Annotated in this window: 20 protein-coding genes; 12 read left to right on the forward strand and 8 right to left on the reverse strand. The window is 69.3% G+C overall.

Going from position 1 to position 20,298, the window contains the following annotated elements:
• Positions 1-36 precede the first annotated feature (36 nt).
• Positions 37-1,875 (forward strand): ABC transporter permease, encoded by a 1,839-nt coding sequence (locus ETP66_RS03390; RefSeq protein ID WP_130840627.1) that lies wholly within the window; start codon positions 37-39, stop codon positions 1,873-1,875.
• Positions 1,872-2,795 carry an ABC transporter permease gene (locus ETP66_RS03395; protein WP_130840629.1) on the forward strand — a complete coding sequence of 308 codons (924 nt, stop codon included), beginning with the start codon at positions 1,872-1,874 and terminating at the stop codon, positions 2,793-2,795. The genes ETP66_RS03390 and ETP66_RS03395 overlap by 4 nt, the downstream gene beginning before the upstream one ends.
• Here ETP66_RS03395 and ETP66_RS03400 read toward each other — a convergent pair.
• Positions 2,783-3,046 (reverse strand): hypothetical protein, encoded by a 264-nt coding sequence (locus tag ETP66_RS03400; protein ID WP_130840631.1) that lies wholly within the window; start codon positions 3,044-3,046, stop codon positions 2,783-2,785. The two genes, ETP66_RS03395 and ETP66_RS03400, sit on opposite strands and share 13 nt — an antisense overlap.
• Positions 3,043-3,678, reverse strand: coding sequence for a flavin reductase family protein (locus ETP66_RS03405; protein ID WP_130840633.1), 636 nt, complete (start codon positions 3,676-3,678; stop codon positions 3,043-3,045). Before ETP66_RS03405 ends, ETP66_RS03400 begins: the two co-directional genes overlap by 4 nt.
• A gap of 30 nt (positions 3,679-3,708) precedes the next feature.
• Here ETP66_RS03405 and ETP66_RS03410 point away from each other — a divergent pair, with 30 nt between their 5' ends.
• From ETP66_RS03410 to ETP66_RS03435, 7 genes are all read left to right on the forward strand, one after another.
• The gene (locus ETP66_RS03410) at positions 3,709-5,109 is read left to right on the forward strand and encodes a hypothetical protein (protein ID WP_130840635.1); all 1,401 of its coding nucleotides are present in this window, start codon (positions 3,709-3,711) and stop codon (positions 5,107-5,109) included.
• 668 nt (positions 5,110-5,777) lie between these two features.
• A complete protein-coding gene (locus ETP66_RS03415) occupies positions 5,778-7,751 on the forward strand; it encodes a dockerin type I domain-containing protein (protein ID WP_130840637.1) in 1,974 nt (657 codons plus the stop codon).
• Between the two features lie 117 nt (positions 7,752-7,868).
• The gene (locus ETP66_RS12585; RefSeq protein ID WP_488225832.1) at positions 7,869-9,707 is read left to right on the forward strand and encodes an Agd3-related carbohydrate-binding protein; all 1,839 of its coding nucleotides are present in this window, start codon (positions 7,869-7,871) and stop codon (positions 9,705-9,707) included.
• Positions 9,708-9,751: 44 nt separating this feature from the next.
• Positions 9,752-9,922, forward strand: coding sequence for a hypothetical protein (locus tag ETP66_RS11910; protein ID WP_161569063.1), 171 nt, complete (start codon positions 9,752-9,754; stop codon positions 9,920-9,922).
• The gene (pelF, locus tag ETP66_RS03425; protein WP_130840641.1) at positions 9,903-11,324 is read left to right on the forward strand and encodes a GT4 family glycosyltransferase PelF; all 1,422 of its coding nucleotides are present in this window, start codon (positions 9,903-9,905) and stop codon (positions 11,322-11,324) included. Before ETP66_RS11910 ends, pelF begins: the two co-directional genes overlap by 20 nt.
• On the forward strand, positions 11,321-12,583 hold the full coding sequence (locus tag ETP66_RS03430; protein WP_130840643.1) for a hypothetical protein: 1,263 nt from the start codon (positions 11,321-11,323) through the stop codon (positions 12,581-12,583). The genes pelF and ETP66_RS03430 overlap by 4 nt, the downstream gene beginning before the upstream one ends.
• A 4-nt stretch (positions 12,584-12,587) precedes the next feature.
• Positions 12,588-13,268 (forward strand): hypothetical protein, encoded by a 681-nt coding sequence (locus tag ETP66_RS03435; protein WP_145964253.1) that lies wholly within the window; start codon positions 12,588-12,590, stop codon positions 13,266-13,268.
• Here the strand turns inward: ETP66_RS03435 and ETP66_RS03440 are convergent.
• The 4 genes from ETP66_RS03440 to ETP66_RS03455 all read right to left on the reverse strand — a co-directional run bounded on the left by ETP66_RS03440 (position 13,249) and on the right by ETP66_RS03455 (position 16,774).
• Entirely contained in the window at positions 13,249-14,352 is a 1,104-nt protein-coding gene (locus ETP66_RS03440; protein ID WP_236630084.1) for an endo alpha-1,4 polygalactosaminidase, read from the reverse strand. The genes ETP66_RS03435 and ETP66_RS03440 overlap by 20 nt on opposite strands.
• 123 nt (positions 14,353-14,475) lie before the next feature.
• A complete protein-coding gene (locus tag ETP66_RS03445; RefSeq protein WP_130840647.1) occupies positions 14,476-15,279 on the reverse strand; it encodes a PSP1 domain-containing protein in 804 nt (267 codons plus the stop codon).
• Positions 15,276-16,085, reverse strand: a complete 810-nt coding sequence (locus ETP66_RS03450) for a DNA polymerase III subunit delta' (RefSeq protein WP_130840649.1) — start codon at positions 16,083-16,085, stop codon at positions 15,276-15,278. The genes ETP66_RS03445 and ETP66_RS03450 overlap by 4 nt, the downstream gene beginning before the upstream one ends.
• Positions 16,052-16,774: a metallophosphoesterase family protein gene (locus ETP66_RS03455; RefSeq protein WP_130840651.1), complete on the reverse strand. Its 723-nt coding sequence runs from the start codon at positions 16,772-16,774 to the stop codon at positions 16,052-16,054. Before ETP66_RS03455 ends, ETP66_RS03450 begins: the two co-directional genes overlap by 34 nt.
• Positions 16,775-16,797: 23 nt before the next feature.
• Between ETP66_RS03455 and ETP66_RS03460 the strand changes: the two genes are divergently transcribed.
• Positions 16,798-17,421, forward strand: a complete 624-nt coding sequence (locus ETP66_RS03460; RefSeq protein WP_130840653.1) for a hypothetical protein — start codon at positions 16,798-16,800, stop codon at positions 17,419-17,421.
• 11 nt (positions 17,422-17,432) lie between these two features.
• Positions 17,433-17,633 (forward strand): hypothetical protein, encoded by a 201-nt coding sequence (locus ETP66_RS03465; RefSeq protein WP_130840654.1) that lies wholly within the window; start codon positions 17,433-17,435, stop codon positions 17,631-17,633.
• Between the two features lie 36 nt (positions 17,634-17,669).
• Here the strand turns inward: ETP66_RS03465 and ETP66_RS03470 are convergent, their stop codons facing one another.
• Together ETP66_RS03470 and ETP66_RS03475 are read right to left on the reverse strand one after the other, a co-directional pair.
• Complete coding sequence (locus ETP66_RS03470; protein WP_130840656.1) at positions 17,670-18,089, reverse strand: hypothetical protein; 420 nt, start codon at positions 18,087-18,089, stop codon at positions 17,670-17,672.
• Between the two features lie 39 nt (positions 18,090-18,128).
• Entirely contained in the window at positions 18,129-19,097 is a 969-nt protein-coding gene (locus tag ETP66_RS03475; RefSeq protein ID WP_130840658.1) for a tetratricopeptide repeat protein, read from the reverse strand.
• Here ETP66_RS03475 and ETP66_RS03480 point away from each other — a divergent pair.
• Entirely contained in the window at positions 19,054-20,277 is a 1,224-nt protein-coding gene (locus ETP66_RS03480; RefSeq protein ID WP_130840660.1) for an MFS transporter, read from the forward strand. The genes ETP66_RS03475 and ETP66_RS03480 overlap by 44 nt on opposite strands.
• Positions 20,278-20,298: the final 21 nt, after the last annotated feature.

Consider the following 20,298-nt stretch of genomic DNA (forward strand, 5'->3'; position numbering starts at 1 on the left):
CCCTTGCGCCCACGGGGCTGAGGTACAATCTGGGGCGTGCGAACGGACCGCAAGCGCCTGGGCCTCCTGGTCCTCCTGGGGGGCGGGGTGGTCCTCCTCCTCTGGTACCTGGCCCCCTGGGCCGTCCCCCATCGCCTCTTCGGGGGGGAGGGGGTCCTCCTCAACCCCTTCGGCCACCACCTGCCCCGCTCCGGCCTGCCCCGGGGGTACGGGGAGGCCTGGCTCTACCCCCTCTTCTACCTCTCCCTCCTGTGGCTCCTCCTGGCCCTGGCCTACCCCTGGACCCGGCTTCCCCTGCGCGGGCTCTACCTCCTGGGGGGCCTGGGGGTGGGCCTTTTCCTCCTGGCCTACTTCCTCTTCCAGGGGAGCGTGGCCCAGGCCAACGCCCTGGGGGCGGGCCTGAGGAGGCACAGCCTGGGGCTCGCCAGCTACGCCACCTTGGCCTACAGCCTCTACCTCCTCTTCCTGGCCCGCCTCTTCTCCCCCGGGGGCCTGGCCTTCCTGGTCCGGAGGCGGAACGTGGTGGTGCCCCTCTTCTCCCTCCTCCTGGCCATCCTCCTCGGGGGGGTGATCGTGGGCCTCCTCCGGCCGGTCCCGGGTCGGGCCGCGGACCTCCGGGACGCCATCATGCTCAAGCTGGACCTCATCACCTACACCTACCAGCTCCTCTTCAGCCCCCTGGTGACCCCCTCGGGCTTCCTGCAGAGCCTCCTCCTCGCCACCCCCCTGATCTTCACCGGCCTGGCGGTGGCCCTGGGCTTCCGCGGGGGGCTCTTCAACATCGGGGCCCCCGGGCAGCTCATCATGGGGGCCATCGCCGCCATGCTGGTGGGGGTCTACCTGGAAGCCCCCCGCTGGCTGGCCCTGCCCCTGGCCATCCTGGCGGCGGCGGTGGCCGGGGGGCTTTGGGGGGCCCTGCCGGGCTGGCTCAAGGCCCGCTTCGGGGCCCACGAGGTCATCAACACCATCATGCTGAACTACATCGCCGCCAGCCTCCTCCTCTTCCTCATCTCCGCCAACGAGTACCGCTTCTTCGGCCGCACCCTCTACCTGCCCTTCAAGTTCCCCGGCTACGAGGCCCGGAGCTACGAAATCCGCCCCGAGGCCCGCATCCCCCACTGGACGGACCTGGTGGCCCCCGGGGGGGAGCTCTCCTTCGCCCTGCCCCTGGCCCTCCTCCTGGGGCTTCTGGGCTACTTCCTGGCCCGGAGGAGCCTGGGCCACCGGGTGCTCTTCGGCCTCCTCGGGGGAACGGTGGGCTACCTGGTGGGGGGGCTTCTGCCGGGGCCCGAGGTGCGCTTCGACGGGGCCCTCACCTCCGTGCGCCTGAACGGGGCCTTCCTCCTCGCCCTCCTCGCCCTCCTCTTCTTCCACTTCTACGTGTTCCGCAGCGTGGGGGGGTACGAGCTTAGGGCCATGGGCCTCTCCCCCAAGGCGGCGGAGTACGGGGGGGTGGTCTGGGGGCGGAAGGTGGTCCTCACCATGTTCCTGGCGGGGGCCCTGGCGGGCCTGGCCGCCACCCACTACGTGCTGGGCGGGGGCATCGACGAGTACCGCCTGAAGCAGGCCCTCCCCTACCAGGTGGGCTTCGACGGCATCGCCGTGGCCCTCATGGGGCAGAACACGCCCATAGGGGTGGGCCTCGCCGCCTGGCTCTTTGGCATCCTCCTCACGGGGGGCCTGCAGGTGAACCTGCAGCTGGGGATCAGCCGGGAGCTGGTGGCCGTCCTGCAGGCCATGATCGTCCTCTTCATCGCCGCCGGGGGCTTCCTGCCCCGCTACTTCACCGACCCCCTCAGGGCGGCGGAGGTGGAGCTCAAGGACGAGGCACGGGCGCAAGGGGACGGGCCCAGGAAAGAGGAGGTCAGGGGATGAGCCTGGACACCGCCTTCTGGGTGGCCCTCTTCCTCTCCACCCTGCGCCAGACCACCCCCCTCCTCCTCGCCGCCCTGGGGGGGATGTACTCCGAGCGGAGCGGGGTGGTGAACATCGCCCTGGAGGGGATCATCCTCTTCGGGGCCCTGGCGGCGGCGGTGACGGTGGAGAGGGTGGAGGCGGCCCTGGGCCCGGGGTCTTACCCCTGGCTGCCCTGGGTGGGGGTCCTGAGCGCCATGGCCACGGGGGGCCTGGTGGCCCTGGTGCACGCGGTGGTCTCCATCCGCTACCGGGCGGACCAGATCGTGAGCGGGGTGGCCATCAACCTCCTGGCCCTCGGCGCCCCCAGCCTGGTCCTCACCTACTTCTACGCCAACGCCACCAACTCCCGGGAGGTGGCCAACCGCCTCCCCCTCTGGGGCCCGGAGGGCTTCGCCCTCTCCCCCCTGGTCTACCTGGCCTTCCTCCTGGTCCCCGTGAGCTGGTGGGTCCTCTTCAAGACCCCCTTCGGCCTGCGCCTGCGGGCCGTGGGGGAACACCCCGAGGCCGCGGACACCCTGGGGGTGAGGGTGCACCGGATGCGCTACGTGGGGGTGGTCCTCTCCGGGATCCTGGCGGGGCTGGCGGGAGCCTACCTCTCCATCGGCTTCCTCAACCAGTTCGTGCGGGGGATGTCGGCAGGGCTCGGCTTCATCGCCCTGGCGGCCATGATCTTCGGCAAGTGGCACCCCCTGGGGATCCTTTTCGCCACCCTGCTCTTCGGCTTCGCCAGCGCCCTGGCCATCCAGCTCCAGGGGACGGACATCCTGCCCGCCGTCCTGGTGCAGGCCTTCCCCTACGCGGTCACCATCCTGGTGCTGGCGGGGTTCATGGGCAGAAGCCGCCCCCCGGCCTCGGTGGGCAAGCCCTACGAGAAGTAGACCCGCTTGCGAAGCCTCCCCAGGCGGTGGCGGAGGGTCAGGGCGCTCCCGTCCCCGAAGCGGAGGCGCACCCCGCCCCGCTCCAGGGCGAAGCCCGCCAGGGCCTCCGCCCCCTCCCCCTGGGCGAAGCGGGCGAAGCCGTCCTGGCGCAGGTAGAGGAAGCCCGCCTCCAGGAAGACCTGGGCCTCGGTCCCCTGGCGGTTCAGGACCACCCGCCGCACCCTCCTGGCGAAGGCCTGGGCCTGGCTCATGCCCTTTTCCGCCTTACCCTTCCCGCCTCGAGACCGAAGCCCCGCCCACCCGTCTGCCGGGGCCCCCGCGCGGACAGAGTCCGCGTGGGGTGGCGCCACGGGGCGAAGGCCTCCTCCGCGGGGCGGCCGTAGAGCCCCTTGCCGTAGTAGAGGAGGGAAAGCCCGGGCTTGGGCCTACCCTTCTCGTCCAAAAGGCCCTCTTCTTCCCACACCGCCACCACCTTGCCCACGAAGAGGTCGTGGTCGCCGAAGGTGTGGACCTCGAGGAGCTCCAGCTCGTAGGCGGCGTAGGCCCCCTCGAGGACGGGCACCCCGGTGCGGCCGAGGAAGTGGGGGGCCTGCCCCTTGTCCACCTCCCGGCCCGAGACGCTCCCCAACCGCTGCACCAAAGCCGCCTGGGCGTGGGGGTGAAAGCTTGCGGAAAAGCGGCGGGTCTCCAGGAGAAGCCCATGGGTGAAGCGCTTGGGGCTTAAGGCCACCCCGAAGAGGGGCGGGTCGGCGGAAAGCCCGGTGTTCCACACCGCGGGGCAGAAGTTCACCCGCTCCCCCAGGCGCGCCCCCACCACCGCGGGGACCCCGGGGTAGTAGTGGTAGAAGGCGGGGAGGGGGCCCTCAGGTGACAAGAGGCGCATGGCCCTTTCATTCTGACCTATAGTGTGGCTATGCAAAAGGCGCATGGTATTCTTGCCCTATTGTCCTTGTGTTCCATAGCCTGGACCCAGCCAGCACCGGAGGTGGCCCAGGCTCTCCCCCTGTCCTCCCCAGTTTTAAGCCCGGAGGGGTACCCGGGGCTTCCCCGCTACCCCATCCACCTCACCCATACCTATCCTCCCCAACGAGCCTTTTTCCCAGGCTTCTTCCAGGTAGGCTACGACGACGGGGCTCTTTATCTCTTCTCGCACCTGGAACAAGCTATCCCCCCTAAGGCCGAGCGACAAGCGGAGGACCCCGAGTGGTGGCGGGACGACACCCTCGAGGTCTTCCTCCGCACCGACCCCTGGAACCCCGAGGCCCCGGACCTCCACCTGGCGGTGAATGCCAGGGGAACCCGGTTTCGCGCCTACACAGCTTCCTTAAACTACGAGGCTAAGGCAGGTCTCCTGGATGGCGGATGGTGGGTTGCGCTTCGCCTGCCCTTTGGTCAGGATCTACCCCGTCCCAGGCCGGGAACCTTTTGGCAGCTTAAGGTGGGCCGCGGGCATCCGCAGGCGGGAGAGTACACCCTCTGGCCCTTAGGTGGCGACTTCCATTCCCCAGGGAACTACGGCTACCTATTCTTTGCGGAGAAGCCTGAACGTGGGGAAGACCTAGTCCAAGAAGTAATCAGGCGCGAGGCTGCTGCACCCCCCATTGCCAGTCGCCTCGAGGGCATCCGAAGCTGGGCCCTTTACTATGGAGGTGACCCCGGGGTCTTCGCACGCTTACAAGACCACGACCTGGTGGTTTTGGCCCGGGAGGCCCCCTTGGCCCAGGTCCAAGGCTTGCGAGACCGAGGGGTGCGGGTGGTGTCCTACCTGCCCCTGGGCTTCCTTCCCCGTAGGGAGGCGGAGGCCAAAGGGCTTCTCCCCCTGGCTCTAGGTCCAAACCCGTATGCCCCAGACACCCTCTTCATGGACCCAGCAAATCCCAGGTGGCGAGCCTGGGTTCTAGAGGAGGCCGAAAGGCTTCTTCTTCTCGGGTATGCAGGCTTTTTCCTGGATGGGTTGGACATAGCAGACCTGCATCCCGAAACCATCCCCCACCTCGCAAGCCTGATCGGACACCTGCGAAGCCGACTACCCGATGCCCTACTCCTCCAACATCGGGGCTTCCGAGTGCTTCGGAGGACTGCGGAAGCCCTGGATGCGGTCGTCTACTCTCACCTCTCCACCGACCCAGTGGGCCGGCCTTTTCCAGGTGATCCTAGCCCTGTTTGGCCCTTCCGCAGGCGCGGTCTTGTTACCCTCAGCCTTGACATCACCTCAGACCCGAACCAGGCAAGGCTTGCCGCGCAGCGCGCCAGGGAACTTGGCTTCCTTCCCTTCGTAACCCCTAGCCTGGTCCTGCCAAAACCTAGGCCCTAAGACTTTCTATTCACAAGTTGGGGGACCTTAGCCTGAGGCAAAATCCGAACACCCTCTCTAACCTGGAGTTACAGGGCGGGTGCCCCATACCATTTGGATGCAGAACCATGCTATTCCGCAGCACTCATAAATAAGGATCACCTTCCCCGCCCTGGAGGAAGGTTTTGCCCAGCGATTGGCAGAGGGAGGTGTTTCGTGCCCCAAAAGGGTACCCTTTACAGTTTCCTACTCTTGGCCCTAGGCATCTTTGGTGCGGGCTGTCGCACTTCTCCACCCCCACCGCCCCCCGACTTGGTACCCGTCCTCTTGGAGCGTTCGGGCAACATGTATACCGTAGGGGTCAACCTGGAGGGCACTACAGAAGCCTATCGAGGTGTGCAGTTCACCGTAGAGCTGCCCCTTGCCTTCAACCTCTCGGCCTCGGTAGGGAGTCTGACCCCTGGCTGCAACCTTGACTACGCGCAAGTGTCCCTCAACCCCAACCGCTGGAACATTGCCTTAGTCTGCACCGGGGCCTTCAACGGTCCAGGGGAACTGGCGCGCCTCTTTGTGACCGGAACCGGTGGAGGAACCTTGGCGCTGACGAACGCCATGCTGGCAAGACCCGATTACACGGAGGAAACCGTCCCCGGCGGCAGCCTTGTCCTGGCGCCATAGGAGGTGAGGCAATGCAGAGGTTATCCATTGCGATTCTGGCCTTAGGGCTGGCCTTCTTGCCCGCGTGCAACACCCAGACCCAACGCCCCGTGGAGGACATCCCTTTGGAGGGCGACACCCTGACGGTCCAGGGGTTTGGCGTCCGCGGCCTGTTGCTTGAAGTGGCTTACGATCCCGAAGCGCTCCAATACCTGGGCGCCGAAGGACCTCTGGTACGCGAAACGCATTTCGCCTCGGGAAAGCTCCGCCTGGTGGGTGTTGGCTACGAAAAGCTCTCAGGAGAGGTTCTCCGTCTCCGCTTTAGGGTGCTCAAACCCGGATCCCGGCCGCGGTGGGAAGTCCAGGAGCGCATCGCCGAGGAATTGCGCCTTTCCTGGGGGAAGGCTTCCAACCCCACCCCTCAGGGGCAGCTTTCCCCCCTAAGCCTCTCTCCCATCCCCAGCATCACCCAGCAGGAAGCCAGCCCCGACCTGGCGGCAAACCCCCTGGGAGACCTCAACGGAAACGGTTCGGTCAGCCTCACCGACGCCGTCCTCCTCACCGACCTTCTGATGGGAACAGCGTCCCCCACCCCCTACCGGCGCTACCACGGGGACCTGGACTCCAATGGGTATGCGGACGAAAAAGATTTGGTCCGGCTGTTGCGCAAGATCGTGAACCCCAATTTGGGAGCGGGCCTCGAGGTGGCTCCCCTGAGCCTGAGCCTCAACCCGGGGGAAAGCGCCTACCTGCTGGTGGGCAACTCGGGCAACGAGGCCTTACCCCCCTTGAACTTCCAACCCGCCCCCGGGCTGACCCTCGCCGAGGTTACCCCCTCGGGTTACGCGGGCCGGGTCTTCCAGGTTTCGGCCACGCAAAGCGTGAGCCAGGGGGCAGTCCTCTTCACCGCGGGGAACGCGGGCAGCCGGGCGGTGGCGGTGAACAGCACCGAGCCAGACTTCCTGCTCGCCCTGGAGGGTAGCCCCACCGCCCCCGTGGGCGGCCAAGCCCGGGTCTACCTCACCCTAACCCCCTTGAACGGCTTCAGCGGGCCGGTCAGCCTGAGCCTAGAAAGCCCGCCTCCGGGCATCGCCCTAAGCCCCTCGAGCCTCCTGCTAGGCGGCAACGCGGTGGTCGCCCCCATCGCCCTGATCTTGGACCCGAGCCTCCTCCCGGGGGACCACGCCCTCACCTTGCGGGCGCAGGGAGGAAACCGGATCTGGGAAGCGTCCTTCACCCTCAAGGCCACGGATTTCAGGCTTTCCGGGGACAACACCCTTACCACCGTGTGGGGCAGTACGCGAAGCCTAGGGGTAACCGTGGTGCCGCAAAACGGCTTCAACACCCCCCTGGACCTGGCGCTCCGGCGGCAGGACGGCACCCCTCCGCCCCCCGGGGTGAGCCTGGGCACCCAGAGCCTCCCCCCAGAGGGCGGGAGCGTAAGCCTCCAGGTGGCGAACCCCACCCCGGGGGACTACCCCCTGCGCCTCGAGGCCACCCCCCAAGGGGGCGGGGCCACCCGTACCCTGGACTTCACCCTCAGCGTGGGCTACGCCCCCGAATGGCGGGTGGAGCTCTCCTGGACCGCTGCCGCCGACTTAGACCTCCACCTCCTCTACCCCGGCACGCCCGCCACCCAACACGTCTACTGGCACAACCCCGGGGTCTGCCCTCCGGCTGGCGAGGCCTGCCTGGAAGGCGATACCCCCCAGGGCCCAGGCCAGGAAACCCTTCGCTTCACCCATGCAGAAGGCAGCTACCGGGTCTACGTCCACTGGTACTTCGGCGGGGGAAGTTGGAACACCTCAGGGGCCCAGGTCCGGGTCTACAACGCCGGTTACCTGGTGCAAGCCTTCCCGACTCCGAACGCCAGCAGTGGCTACGACACCTGGTGGCACGTCCTCACCGTGGACGGAACCGGGGTTCAGCCGGGAGCGGGCGTGGACGCCACAGCGCCCCAGAGCCTGAGCCTGAGCCCCTTAAGCCTCCGGAAAAAAGGGAGGTGAGCCGTGGTGCGCGCCCTCTTAGGCCTCGCCCTACTCCTAACCCTCGCCGCTTGCAGCCTCCAGCGCCCGGAAAGCCCACCCAAAGCCACCCCGTCCCCCCAGGTTCCACCGGGGCCGGTGGCCCTTCCCGTCCTCCCCTCCCGCCCCCTCCCACCCCTTTCGGGGCCTGTCCCCCTTCGGCTGCCCCTGAAACCCCAGGCCCTGGAAAACCCGCGCTACGAAGCCCGCGTTCTGCTCCTCACCACCTCCACCGATCCGAACCAAGCTCCCCACTTCGCTGCGGCCAAGGCCATCCTGGACACCTTCCTCATCCCCTACGAGGTGGTGGACGTGAGCACCACCCCCTTCGGCTCGGTCAACCTCATCAACCCTGACGGCACCGGGCGCTTTCAGGGGGTAATCCTGGCGGAAGGCCAGCTGGCCACCTGGCCCGGCCCCACCTTCCACATGTCGGCGGAGGACTGGAACCGCCTCTGGGCTTACGAGCGGGACTACGGGGTGCGGGAACTGGTCCTCTACACCTTTCCCGGCACCTACCCCGAGGACCGCTGCCTGGCCTATGTGGATAGATTCCCGACTCCCAGCCCCGCCGCCAACGACCCTGACGGCATCGACTTGAGCCAAAGCTATCCCCTCACCCTCACCCCAGAGGGCGAAGCCCTCTTCCCCGACCTGGTGGGCCCCCTGCCCGTGCGAAACGCCTACGCCTACAAGGCCAGCCTGAGCGGCACTTGTTCCGCCACCCCCATACTGCGCGATGCGGAAGGCAACGTCTTCGGCATCGTGCGCTCCACAACCGACGGCCGCGAGCAGCTGGTCCTCACCTTCGACCACAGCCCCTACCTCTTCCACACCTGGCTCCTGGCCCCCGGTTGGGTGCGCTGGCTGACCCGAGGGGTCTACATGGGGGAGTATAGCCGCCATCTGCGGGTGGACGTGGACGACTGGTTCGAGTCCACGGAGGTCTTCCGCGGCGGGGAAAGCCCCAGCGCCCCTGGCCTCGCCACCTTCCGCCTGAGCGGGGAAGAAGCCCACCGGGTGAAGGCCAGGCAAGACAGCCTCAGGAGCGCCTACGGCCAGGTGGCCGCCGCCTTCACCCTGGACCTGGCCTTCAACGGCTGCGGGGCGGTGGTGGGAACCCCCTGTGAGCCCGCAGAAAACCTCCCCAACGACCCCCTAAACCTGGACGATGGCTTAGTGCAGGCCAGCCAAGCCCTGGCCCAGGACTTCCGCTTCTACAACCACAGCTACACCCACTGGGACATGGACTGGACCACCCTGGCACAGGCCCGGCGGGAAATCCTGGGCAACAACCGGGTGGCCAGCCTCTTGGGCCTCCGGTACGAGCACACCGTGTTCAAAAGCGGGCAGTACTCCGGCTTCGGGTGGAAGGGGCCTAGCGCCTACGACTTCCCCCGGACCGATTACGGGCTGAACGCTTCCAACCCCTTCTTCCTCCAGGCCCTTCAGGAGCACAAGGTGCGCTTCGCCAAAGTGAACTGGTCGGTGGCCAGCCAAAAACCCCCTTGCCCCTCCTGCGCCTTCCCCCACCCCCTGGCCCCCGGGCTCTACCTGGTGGCCGACTGGCCCACCAACGTCTTCTACAACGTCACCACCGACCAGGAGGCCTTGGCGGCCTACAACGGCGTCTATGCCCCTGGGGGCACGGAGCCTTTCTGGCCCCGCCCCCTCACCTACCCCGAATACTTGGGCCAGGAAACCAACCTGGCCCTCTACCACCTCTTCACCGACGGGGGCAGCCACTACTTCCACCAGGCCAACCTCAGGGAGTACGTCTTCGGGAAGCACCTGCTCTTCGACTGGCTGGAGGCCCTCTTGCAGAAGTACACCACGTACTCCAGCCTGCCCCTCCTCAACCCCTCCTGGCTAGGGTACGGAGAGTACGCCCTTAAGCGCTACCGCCATCACCAGGCGGTGGGCGNNNCTCCTGGCTAGGGTACGGAGAGTACGCCCTTAAGCGCTACCGCCATCACCAGGCGGTGGGCGGCCCCCAACCCACCCGGGCGGTCATCGACCCCACCGCCCGCACCGTGGCCGTCTCCGGCAAGCCGGTGTGGGTGAGCGGCATCCAGGCCCCGACCTGCGAGCCCTACGCTGGGCTCAACCGTTGCTTCGTGGGAAGCGGGACCTATGCCTTCCAGGCCCCTTAGGGTTCTCTTCGTCACCGAGGGCACCTATCCCTACGCTGTGGGCGGGGTGAGCCGCTGGTGCGAACAGCTGCTCTTCGGATTGCACGCCGAGTTCACCGTGCTGGCCCTATGGGGACCTAAGGCGGCGGAGCCAGCGCTGCCCCTGCCCCCGGGCGCCCGCCTGAAGACCCTGCACCTGTACCGCCCCCCCCGGCGCTTCCCCTTCGCCGGCGCCCCTCTTCACGCCTTGCTGGGGGCGTTGGAGAGGCTTTTCGCCTTTCTCTCCTTGGACGTGCCCACCTTTCAGGAGGGCCTCTGGGAGCTCTTCCTCCTCCGCAAGCGCCACCTCTACGACCTCTTTCTCCACCCCAAGGCCCAGGCCCTGCTGAGCGAGCGGCTCCGTCTGCTCCTGGGACGGTCCCCGAGCCTGGGGGAAAACCTGGCGGTTCTCCACTGGCTGCGCTCCACCCTGCTTCCCCTCCTGGCCCTGGATCCCATCCCCGAGGCGGACCTGGTCCACGCCACCAGCGGGGGGCTTGCGGTGATCCCCGCCTGGCTGGTGGCCCGGCGGGCAGGGGTCCCCTTTCTCCTCACGGAACACGGGGTTTTCCTGCGGGAGCGCTACCTGGCCTTTTCCGAAACCCAGCCCTCCCCCGCCGAACGCCTGGTCCAAGCCCGCTTTTACCACACCGTGAGCCGTTTGGCCTACCGCGAAGCGCACTTCATCTCCACGGTGAGCCGCTTCAACCAGCGGTGGGAGGTGGAGCTGGGAGCCGACCCCGAGCGCATCCGGGTGGTGCCCAACGGGGTGGACCCCAGGCTCTTCGCGGAAGCCCCGCCCCGCCTGGAACCCCCACCCACCGCCGTCTGGGTGGGGCGGATCGACCCCTTGAAGGACCTGCTCACCCTTGTGGAGGGGTTTCACCTGGTGGTCCAGGAGCTTCCTGAGGCCCAGCTCAAGCTCTTCGGGCCGGTGCCCCGGGGCAACGAGGGCTACGCGGAAAGCGTACGGCAACGGGTGCGGGACCTGAGCCTCGAGGGCCACGTGCACTTTATGGGCCCGGTCAACCCCGTGTACCAGGCCTACCACCAAGGCTGGGTGGGGGTGCTCTCCAGCATCTCCGAGGGCTTCCCCTACACGGTGATCGAGAACATGGCCGTGGGCCGAACCCTGGTGGGAACCCGCGTGGGGAGCGTGGGGGAGGTGTTGGAAGGGGTAGGGGAGGTGGTTCCCGCCATGGACCCCGAGGCCCTGGGCCAGGCCTTGCTTCGCTTCCTGCGGGATCCGGAACGCTGCCTGACCCTGGGACAGAAAGCGCGGGAAAAGGTGCTTGCCCTCTACACCCTGGACAGGATGCTCGCCGAGTTCTGGGAGATCTACCGCACCCTCACCGCCCGCCTTCCCATCGAGGTGCCGGAATGAGCGCCCGGGGAGAGTACCGCAAAAGCACGGGGGTGCCTTCCGGAGCGAAGGACCTGGAGGCCCTCGCCCAGGAACTCGCTGAGCTCCTCCGCCAGGTGAGCGACCCCTTCGAGCTGGCCGCCCACCTGGAGGTACTGGGGTACAACCGCTATCGCGTGGAGCGAACCTTCGGCCTGCCTAACACCTTTGCCTTGGCGCAGGCCCTGTTCGCCCGAGCCCGGAGGGATTTCCGCCCCAAGGCCAAAGCCCCGGCGGTGCCCGGGGTTCTCGGCCTGCGCCACCTGGCCATGGCCCTGAGCCTGGCGGGCAGCTTGGGGGTTTTCCTCCAAACCCAAGAGGTGGGCTGGCTACCGGCACTTTTTCTCCTGACCTGGAGCCAGCTGGCCGCCCGGGCCAGCCTGCGGGCCGCGGTAGAGATGGACCAAACCGGGGCCCGCCGCGTGGTCGCCGCCCTAGCCTGGCTGGGCCTTTTAGGCCTTTCCCTGGCAGCCCCCCTGGACCAAGGGCCCTGGACTTCCTGGAGCGTGGGGGCGGTCTGGGTGGGGGTGGGCATCCTGGGCCTGGCGGGCAGGGAAAGGCAGGCCGCGGTCCTGGCCCTGGCCTTCCTCCTGGGGGTGGGGCTCGCCTGGGTCCTGGCCTTCTCCCCCCTCTGGATCGGCCCGCCCACGGTCTTGGTGGCGCTGGGGCAGCTGCCGCGTCCTCGCCTCGAGGCCTTCTCCTTCCTGGCGAGGGCGTTGCAGGAGGAGTGGCCCTACGGCCTGTACGGCCTAGGGCAAGGGCTCATCCTATGGCAACTGGTCACGCTTCTGGGAAGCGTGGCCCTCCTGGGCTTGGCCCTTTACCTGCTCTCCGCTCTTCTGGTAGAAATGCGTCTAGGAGCCTTTGTCAAGGCCCTGGGGAAGACCCTTTGGAGCAAAGCAAGGCCCAACGCACTTCTCTTGGCCGTTCAGAGGGCCTTTTGGAACTACGCTTTAGCCGCTCTTCTCCCCACCTTCTTGCTCCTGGCAGCCCTCCCCTGGGTAGGCGGCTACGCCGAGGCACTGATGGGGTTCGGCTTCCTGACGCTAACCAGCGCCATGGCCCTCGGGCTGAACGCCCTGGGCGGGGCCCGATCCAGCGCCTATGCCCTCATAGCGGGGGCGCTTTTGCTCCAGCTCACCCAGAACCCCCTGGTCCTCGGGGCCGTGGGGCTCCTTCTCCTTCTGATTTTCCTGGAACACCTGAGGCACCCGGAGCGCTATGGCGTCTACCTGCTGTAAACCCTTGGCCTTCTTCTACGGGCGGGGATGCCTGCCCAAACTGAAGGCCTTCCGCCGGGTGGTGCTGCAACCCTGGGCCTACACCCCGGAGGAGCTCGAGGCCCTCCGGCCCACGGCAGCCCTGGCCTACCTCAGCGTGGGGGAAGAGGCGGGGCCCCCAGGCCCCTGGCGACGGGGCGGGCCCATCCCCGAGTGGGGCACCTACCCGGCCGACCCCGCCCACCCGGGGTGGGTCACCCTAGTGGTGGAGCGGGCCTTAGTGTACCTGGCGCGCGGGTTTCAAGGGCTCTTCCTGGACAACCTGGATCAGGCCGCGGCGGCCTCGCGGGAGGCCACATTGCACTTGCTCTGGGAGGTGCGGCGGGCCACCGAGCCGATGTACCTGCTGGTGAACCGGGGCTTCGATCTGCTGCCGCAACTCGGGCACCTCGCCCACGGAATCGTCTTTGAAAGCTTCACCACCACGTGGCAAGATGGGGGGAAGCTCCTCCCCAGGTCCACCCTTCGGCGGAACGCCCACGTGGCGCAAACCCTGGCGAACTTCCCCTGGGAACGTTATTCCCTGGATTACGCCCCGGAGCCCTGCCTCGCCCACCTGGCCGTCCGAAGGGCGTTCCGATACGGCCTTTACCCCTTGGTGGCCAAGGAGCGCCACCTGCTCCAGCCTACGGACACAGGGGGCTGATCCGGTCCAGCTCCACCACCGTCACGTAAGGGACGAACCCCTCTTCCCGCGCCTTTTGGCAGGCCGTGCGCACGTTCCGGGGGTCCAGCGCATAGTCCACCGTGAGGACCAGCTTCCCCGCTTCGCGTATGGCCCGGGCATGGCGCAAACGGACGGCGCATCCTGGATCGGTGCACGCCCTGTCGGTTGCGTAGAAGAAGAGTTCCTCGAGGCCGACGCCATCCACGGCAGCCAGATAGCCGGGCCATGCCCTCAGCTCAGGGGCATTCTGCGGGAAAACCCAGAAGTCCGGTCGCCTCGCCTTCACGTAGGCGCTGATGCGTTGCAGAAGAGCCACCATCCTTTGGGCCAAGGTGTCCCGGGTTTCCCCGGGAACGAGGCTCAGGCTGATCCCCTCGTAAGCGTCCACCAAGTCCAGGTACACCCCCTGGAAACCAGCGGCCAGGGCTTTGTCCAGCCGCGGGGCCACCACCAGATCCCACCAGCGCTCGTCCCAGTACTTGACGTACCACTCCCCCGGCCACCCAGGAACCGTGTTCAATAGGAGATCGGAGGCCTGCTGCTGAACCAACAGGTACTCCGCCCGGTAGTTCTCCATCCCCCCGACCTCCAGGTAGGCCAGGGCTCGCTTGCCCCTTAAGGCCTGCAGGTCCTGCGGGCTCCAGGGGACCCGGCCATCCTTGGTGAGGTCTATGACCACCAGGTCTGCCGCCGTAGAACCGAGCTGAGCCAGGCCCGAAGGGGGGTAACCCGTGAGCTGGTAAACCCACGTTCGCACTCCTGAAGGGGAAGGCGAAGAGGAAACCACCGACAACCTGAAGCTCGCCGCCTTAGCGATCCCTCCCCCCTGGACCCTTAGGCTCAGGGGGTAGCTGCCTGGATCCACACTGGGGGCCACGCTCACCGCCAAGTTTTGGATCACGGGGTTTGCGCCGGTTACCTGCAAGGAGTCGGGAGAGAGGGAAACCCCGGTGGGAGCACCCACCAGGGAGAGGGTCACCTGGCCATCGAAGCCCCCTTGGGGGGTGAGGGTGAGGGTGAGGGTGCCCTGCTGTCCCTGCTGGACCGTGAGGCTGGTGGGCATGAGGGCGAGGGTAAGGCTAGGCAGAAAAAAAAGGTTACACCCTGTGAGGAAAACCCCAAGGAAGAAGAACCGTCCCCACCCCACGGAGCAATCCTACATCCCTTTTCTGAGCACCAGCGCAGCCTAGCCTAAGAAACCCTCCGCTAGCTCCTCCTTGCCCACCTCCAGGGTCTTCCCCTCCTCCAGGAGGAGCTCCACCGTGCCCTTCAGGGGGTTGAGCTTGTGCACCTTGCCGCAGACCCCCGCCTTGGTGCACACCCGGGCGTTCTTGCGGGGGAGCCCGGCCAGAAGCTCCTGGTAGACGGGGTGCTCGTAGGCCAGACAGCACAAAAGCCTCCCGCAGGGGCCGGAGATCTTCTCGGGGTTCAGGGGGAGCTGCTGGTCCCGGGCCAGCCTGATGGAGACCTGGGCGAAGCCCTGGAGCCAGGTGGCGCAGCAGGACTCCATGCCGCAGGCCCCCAGGGCCCCCAGGTAGCGGGCCTCCTCCCGGGGGCCCTCGGCCAGGAACTCCACCCGAACGCGGAAGCGCTGGGCGAGCTCCCGGGCGAAGGGCCGGAGGTTCACCCGCTCCTCCGCCGCGTAGTGGACGGCGAGGTGATAGGCGTCCAGGGTGAAGTCGCAGCCCAGGACCTTGGCCCTCACCCCCTCCTCCCGGAGCCGGGCCTTGAGGTAGAAGAGGGCCTCCCCCGCCCGGGCCAGAAGCCTCGCCGCCTGGTCCAGGTCCTCCTTGCTGGCCAGGCGCACCACCTCCCCCGCCTCAGGGCCCGTCCGCGGGGGGGTGCGCACCTGGCCCACCTCGAGGCCCCTCCCCGTGCGCACCACCACGTAGGCCCCCACGGGGGGGGGCTCCCCCTGGAAGCGGAAGTACCGCAGCACGGGGGTGCGGGCCAGCCCCAGGGCTGCGTGCAGGCGGACACCCACGGTCACGCTTCTAAGTCTAAGGCCAGCCGGGCCAGGACCAGGTCGGGGCTCACATACCGCTCCAGGGCCTCCCGGGCGGCCTCCAGGGCCAGGAGGGCCCGGGGGCGGCGGCGCAGGAGGGCGTGGAGGAGGGCAAAGCCCTCCTCCTCGGCGAGGAGCTCGCGGAGGAGGGCCAGGCGCTCCAGGAGGGGGGCCGCGAGGGCCCTTTTCCCCTTTTCCAGGCGGGCGCGGAAGAGGGCGGGGTCGGCCAGGGCCCTCAGGAGCCGCCCCGGGGCCCCGGCGGCGTAGGCCAGGAGGTCGGGGTCCTCCGTGAGGGCGCGGAGCCTGGCCTCGGGGACGGGTCCGAAGGGCACCTCCAGGGCCCGGCTGGCCAGGGTGGGGAGGAGGGTGTCCCGGCTGGGGGCGATGAGGACCAGGCGGGCGTAGGAGGGGGGCTCCTCCAGAAGCTTGAGGAGGGCGTTGGCCGCGGCCTCGGTGAGGCGGTGGGCGGCGTCCAGGACCGCCACCTTGGCCCGCTCCCGGGGGTGGACGGCGAGCCAGGCGAAGAGGGGCTCCACCTCCTCCAGGCGCACCTCGGCCCGGCCCCGCAGCCCCCCCTCCCGGGGCCCGAGCTCCAGGAGGTCGGGGTGCTCCCCGCAGGCGGGGGGAGGGAAGCCCCGGTTGAGGCCCCAGGCGTACCAGCGGGCCACGGGGCGCCTGCCCACCCCTTCGGGGCCGGAGAAGAGCAGGGTGGGGGCCGTGAGGCGGGGAAGAAGCTCCAAGACCGCCTCGTGGCCGACTATTCCCCCAGGGTCAGGCGGGTGTAGAGCCAAAGGGGAAACCCCTCCTCCTCGAGGCGGCGGGCCACCCTCCCCAGGTCGTAGGCCACCCGGAAGAACTCCAGCCGCTCCCCCTCCCAAAGGGCGAAGGCCGCCCCCGGTACCCCGTCCCGGGGCTGGCCCACGGAGCCCGGGTTCGCCAGGGCCCGCACCGCCGGGGGCAGGCGGAGCTCCCCCCCCTCGAGGAAGCGCCCGTAGCGCACCCAGGGCCGGGGGCCGGGGAGCTGCAGGAAGGCCCCCGCCAGGTGGGTGTGCCCGTGGAAGGCGAGCCGGGCCTCGGTGCAGGCGAAGGCCCGGCGGGCGGCCTCCAGTTCGTCCAGGTACTCGAAGGGGTCGCAGGGGGAGCCGTGGACCAGAAGGGCCCCCGCCGCCTCCTTCTGCCAGGGCCAGGAGGCCAGGAACTCCAGGTGCCTCCGGGAAAGCCGCGCCCGCTGCCAGGCCAGGATCTCCAGCACCGCCCCCTCCTGGGGCAGGGCCTCCAGGGCCAGCAGCCAGGCGTCGTGGTTGCCCAGGACGCACTCCGCCCCCACCTCCAGGAGCCAGTCCAGCACCCGGTCCCCGTCGGGGTAGTAGCCCACCGCGTCCCCCAGGAAGAGCACCCGGTCGAAGGGGGGGGCGGCCTGGAGGACGGCCTCCAGGGCGGGCCAGTTCCCGTGGATGTCGGCCAGGACCAGGTGCCGCACGGGGCTTAGAATACCATGAGGCCATGGCCCCCACCTTGCTGGCAGAGCTCTCCTCCGACCTCGAGGTCCTCTCCCGCCGCCTGCGGGCGGGCCTGGACGAGTTCGGCACCCTGCTTTGCTACCTGGAGGGGGGAAGGGGCGGGCGGACGGTCCTCCTCCACGCCCCCTACCCCGAGGCCCTCCCCGTCCTCCGGGCCCTCCACGGCTTGGCCTTCCGGGGCCGCCTCCTCCTGGCCCTGGACCCCTCCCCCCTCTCCCCCACCCTGGAGGGCCTCTCCCTCTCCGGCCCCGCCCGGGCCCCCCTGGCCCACCTCCTGGAGCGGCTGCGCCCCGACCGCCTCCTCCTGGCCTTCCCCGGGGAGGGCCTGGGCCTCTGGTACCCCGGGGGCAAGGAGACCCCGGAGGGCTGGCGGCCCCTGGAGGGGGAAGGGGAGCCCCTGGACCTCCGGGTGGAGGCCCCCACGGGCCTCCGCTACCGGGAGGTGCGCGCCTACGGTCCCTGGGAGAGCCCCCCTCTGCCCCTGGACCTGCCCCAGGGCCTGGGCCCCTACCTGGGGGCCGTGGGCCGGGAGAGGGGGGTTTCCACCTACGGGGTGGGGCTGGTAGACTTGAGGCGAAGCCTGGAGGCCCTCCTCGGCCTCGGGTGAAGGGAGGTGGCATGGTCTACATTGCCCTGTTCGCCGTGGGAGTAGCCTTGGTGACCCTGCTCTTCTACCTGATCCTGAACCCCCGGGTCCTCACCACCGAGGGGGAGACCTTCGACCTGCGCTTCATCCTCCTGATGCTGATCCTCATCATCCTCTCCGCGGCCACCGTGGCCCTGATGCTCATCCTGGGCAAGGCCTACCACCTGCTCTGATCCCGGCCCTCCGGGGCAACCGCTTCCCGCGTGGCCTCACGGAGCGAGGGCTTCCTCCGGGTGGGAGGCCTCCCCCCGCAGGTAGCGCAGGTCCCGCTCCAGGTGGGCCCGGGTGGCCTCCAGGAGGGGCCCGAACTCCGGGGGAAACTCCCGCGTGAGGTGCTCCAGGCAGACCAGGAGCCCCTCCACCACCGCCCGCTCCTGTTCCCTCCGCCTTTTGCCCCCGCGGAGGGCGCTCCGGGCCAGGCGCTCCAGCCGCCGCACCACGCACACCCGGGGCTCTCCCCCCACCCCGGCGCAGGGGAGCCCCTCCGCCCCCCCGCAGGCGGCGTAGGCCTCCTGGTAGCGGGGGGCGAGCTCCGGGCGGCCCAGGAGGGCGGGCCCCAGGGGCCCGGCGTGGGCCGCGGCCAGGCGCAGGTAGAGGGCGTGGCGGGCGCGGCGGATCTCCACCTCCATGCCCCCATCCTACGGGCCCCGAGCCGGGACAAATGACCCTTAGGGGGCAAGCCGGAAGGGGGTGCGCAGCCCCGCCCGGGCCAGGGCCCTGGCCTCCTCCGGGGCCCAGGGGAGGGCCAGCACCCCGCGGTAGGCCCTGAGGGCCCGCTCCCGCTCCCCCGCCAGGTCCAGGAGCTGGCCGAAGCGGGCCAGCACGTACCCCGGCAGGTAGGGGGGGTGCTGGAAGTCCATGCGGAAGACCTCTTCCATGAGGAGGAGGGCCTCCCGCCACTCCCCGGCCGCCAGGTAGACCTGGGCCGCCAGGTACAGGGCCTCGGGGGTGCCGATGGCGAAAAGCCCCTCCAGAAGCCCCGCCCAGTCGTCCCCCTCCTCCAGGCGCCAGGCCCGGTCCAGAAGGGCCCGCTGCCGCTCCGCCTCCGTGGGCCGGTGGGCCTTGGGAAGAGCCTCGGGGAAGCGCTCCGCCAGGAGGAGGTAGTCCAGGAGGTCGGCCACCACCGCCCCCTCCCGGGGCAGGGCCGCCGCCACCTTCGCCATCCGCCGGGCGCGGAAGCCCGTGGCCGGCCCCTCCCCGTAGGCCTGGGCGAAGGCCCCGTAAACCTCCCGCAGGCGGCCCAGGAAGCCCGCCGAGCCCAGGGCCTCGGGGGTGAGGGGGCTCTGGAGGAGCCCCAGGAGGGCCTGGTCGAAGGCCCGCATCCCCTCCAGGTGGGCAGCCCCCAGGGGGTGCTGGGCCAGGGCCTGACGGAAGACCTCCGCCTCCCCCTTCAGGTGGGCCTCCCCGTCCAGGGGGACCACGGGCACCCCCCGCCCCTCCGCCCAGGGGAGGAGGTGGAAGAGGAGGGGGTCCTCCTCCCGCCAAAGCCCCTCCCGCAGGGCCTCCTCCGAGTGGGAGGCCAGGTAGAGGACAAGGGGGCGGGCCGCCTCCAGAAGGGCCAGGACCGTGGCGGCGTTGTAGCGTGGATGGAGGATGTGGAAGGGCCCGAGGGAAGGCAGAAGCAGCATCCTCTCCATCCTAGACCTCAGGGAAAGGAACTACCGTCTGGCGGTGCTCAATGGCTGGCTGGTCTGGCTGGGGGACGCCTTCTTGAGCCCCCACATCGTCCTCGCGGGCTTCGCCGCCCGGCTCGGGGCCCCGGGGCCTACCATCGGCCTCCTCCCCGCCCTCCTCTACGCCGGGGGGATGCTCCCCCAGGCCTTCCTGGCCCCCTGGGTGGCCCGCCTGCCCCGGAAGATCGTCCTCTACCGCAAGGTGGCCGCCCTGCGCCTCCTGGGGGTGGTCCTCATGGCCCTCTCCGCCCTCCTCCTCGGGCCCTGGCCTTCCCTCCTCCTCCTGGGCTTCCTCCTGGGCCTCCTCCTGAACGCCCTCTTCACCGGGGTCTCCAGCCTCCCCTTCTGGGAGGTGGTGGCCAAGACCACCCCCAAGGAGCGCCGGGCCGCCCTCTTCTCCGCCCGCAACCTGGTGGGGGGGTTCCTGGCCTTCCTGGCGGGGCTCCTGGTGCGGGAGGTGCTGGCCCTGCCTCTCCCCTTCCCCCTGCCCTACGCCCTTCTCTTCGCCCTGGGGGCCCTGGCCTTCGGGGTGGGCTGGTACCTCTTCGGCCTCACGGAGGAGCCCGAGGAGGCCCCCCGGGAGGAAAGGCTGGACCTGCGCCTGCCCTTGCAAAACCCCGGCTTCCGCCGCTACCTGAGGGTGCGGGTCCTCCTGGCCCTGGGGGGGATGGTCGAGCCTTTCTACGCCGCCTACGCGGTGCGGGCTTTGGGGCAGGAGCGGGAGCTCGGGCTTTACCTCTCCCTCTACGCCCTGGCCTTCACCCTCTCCAACCTGCTCTGGGCCCGGCTGGCGGCGCGGGGCTCCAGGGGGGTGCTCCAGGCGGGGGCAGCCCTGGCCCTCCTGGCCCCCCTCCTCGCCCTCCTCCTGCCCACCGGCCTCTTCGGCCTGGTCTTCCTCCTCCAGGGGGCCTACCTGGCCGCCCTGGGCCTGGCCACCACCACCTACCTCCTCAACCTGGCCCCGGAGGGGGAGCGGAGCAGCCACATCGGCCTGGCCAACACCGTGGCCGGGCTCTTCGCCTTCTCCACGGTGCTGGGGGGGCTGGTGGCGGACGCCTTCGGGTTCGCCGCCCTCTTCCTCCTGGCGGCGGCCCTCTACGCCCTGGCCCTTTGGGGAGGGCGGAAGCTTCCCGAGGAAGGGTAAGGCCCCCGGGGCGGGAGCCAG

Source organism: Thermus thermamylovorans (assembly GCF_004307015.1).
GTDB lineage: Bacteria > Deinococcota > Deinococci > Deinococcales > Thermaceae > Thermus > Thermus thermamylovorans.

Excerpts from the sequence above, each read along its gene's own strand:
- ETP66_RS03415 (WP_130840637.1), top strand. The coding sequence starts at position 5,778 with ATGCAGAGGTTATCCATTGCGATTCTGGCCTTAGGGCTGGCCTTCTTG.
- ETP66_RS03405 (WP_130840633.1), bottom strand. The coding sequence starts at position 3,678 with ATGCGCCTCTTGTCACCTGAGGGCCCCCTCCCCGCCTTCTACCACTAC.
- ETP66_RS03400 (WP_130840631.1), bottom strand. The coding sequence starts at position 3,046 with ATGAGCCAGGCCCAGGCCTTCGCCAGGAGGGTGCGGCGGGTGGTCCTG.
- ETP66_RS03470 (WP_130840656.1), bottom strand. The coding sequence starts at position 18,089 with ATGGAGGTGGAGATCCGCCGCGCCCGCCACGCCCTCTACCTGCGCCTG.
- ETP66_RS03410 (WP_130840635.1), top strand. The coding sequence starts at position 3,709 with ATGCAAAAGGCGCATGGTATTCTTGCCCTATTGTCCTTGTGTTCCATA.
- ETP66_RS03395 (WP_130840629.1), top strand. The coding sequence starts at position 1,872 with ATGAGCCTGGACACCGCCTTCTGGGTGGCCCTCTTCCTCTCCACCCTG.
- pelF (WP_130840641.1), top strand. The coding sequence starts at position 9,903 with ATGCCTTCCAGGCCCCTTAGGGTTCTCTTCGTCACCGAGGGCACCTAT.
- ETP66_RS03440 (WP_236630084.1), bottom strand. The coding sequence starts at position 14,352 with ATGCCCACCAGCCTCACGGTCCAGCAGGGACAGCAGGGCACCCTCACC.
- ETP66_RS03460 (WP_130840653.1), top strand. The coding sequence starts at position 16,798 with ATGGCCCCCACCTTGCTGGCAGAGCTCTCCTCCGACCTCGAGGTCCTC.
- ETP66_RS03480 (WP_130840660.1), top strand. The coding sequence starts at position 19,054 with ATGTGGAAGGGCCCGAGGGAAGGCAGAAGCAGCATCCTCTCCATCCTA.
- ETP66_RS03430 (WP_130840643.1), top strand. The coding sequence starts at position 11,321 with ATGAGCGCCCGGGGAGAGTACCGCAAAAGCACGGGGGTGCCTTCCGGA.
- ETP66_RS03475 (WP_130840658.1), bottom strand. The coding sequence starts at position 19,097 with ATGGAGAGGATGCTGCTTCTGCCTTCCCTCGGGCCCTTCCACATCCTC.
- ETP66_RS03465 (WP_130840654.1), top strand. The coding sequence starts at position 17,433 with ATGGTCTACATTGCCCTGTTCGCCGTGGGAGTAGCCTTGGTGACCCTG.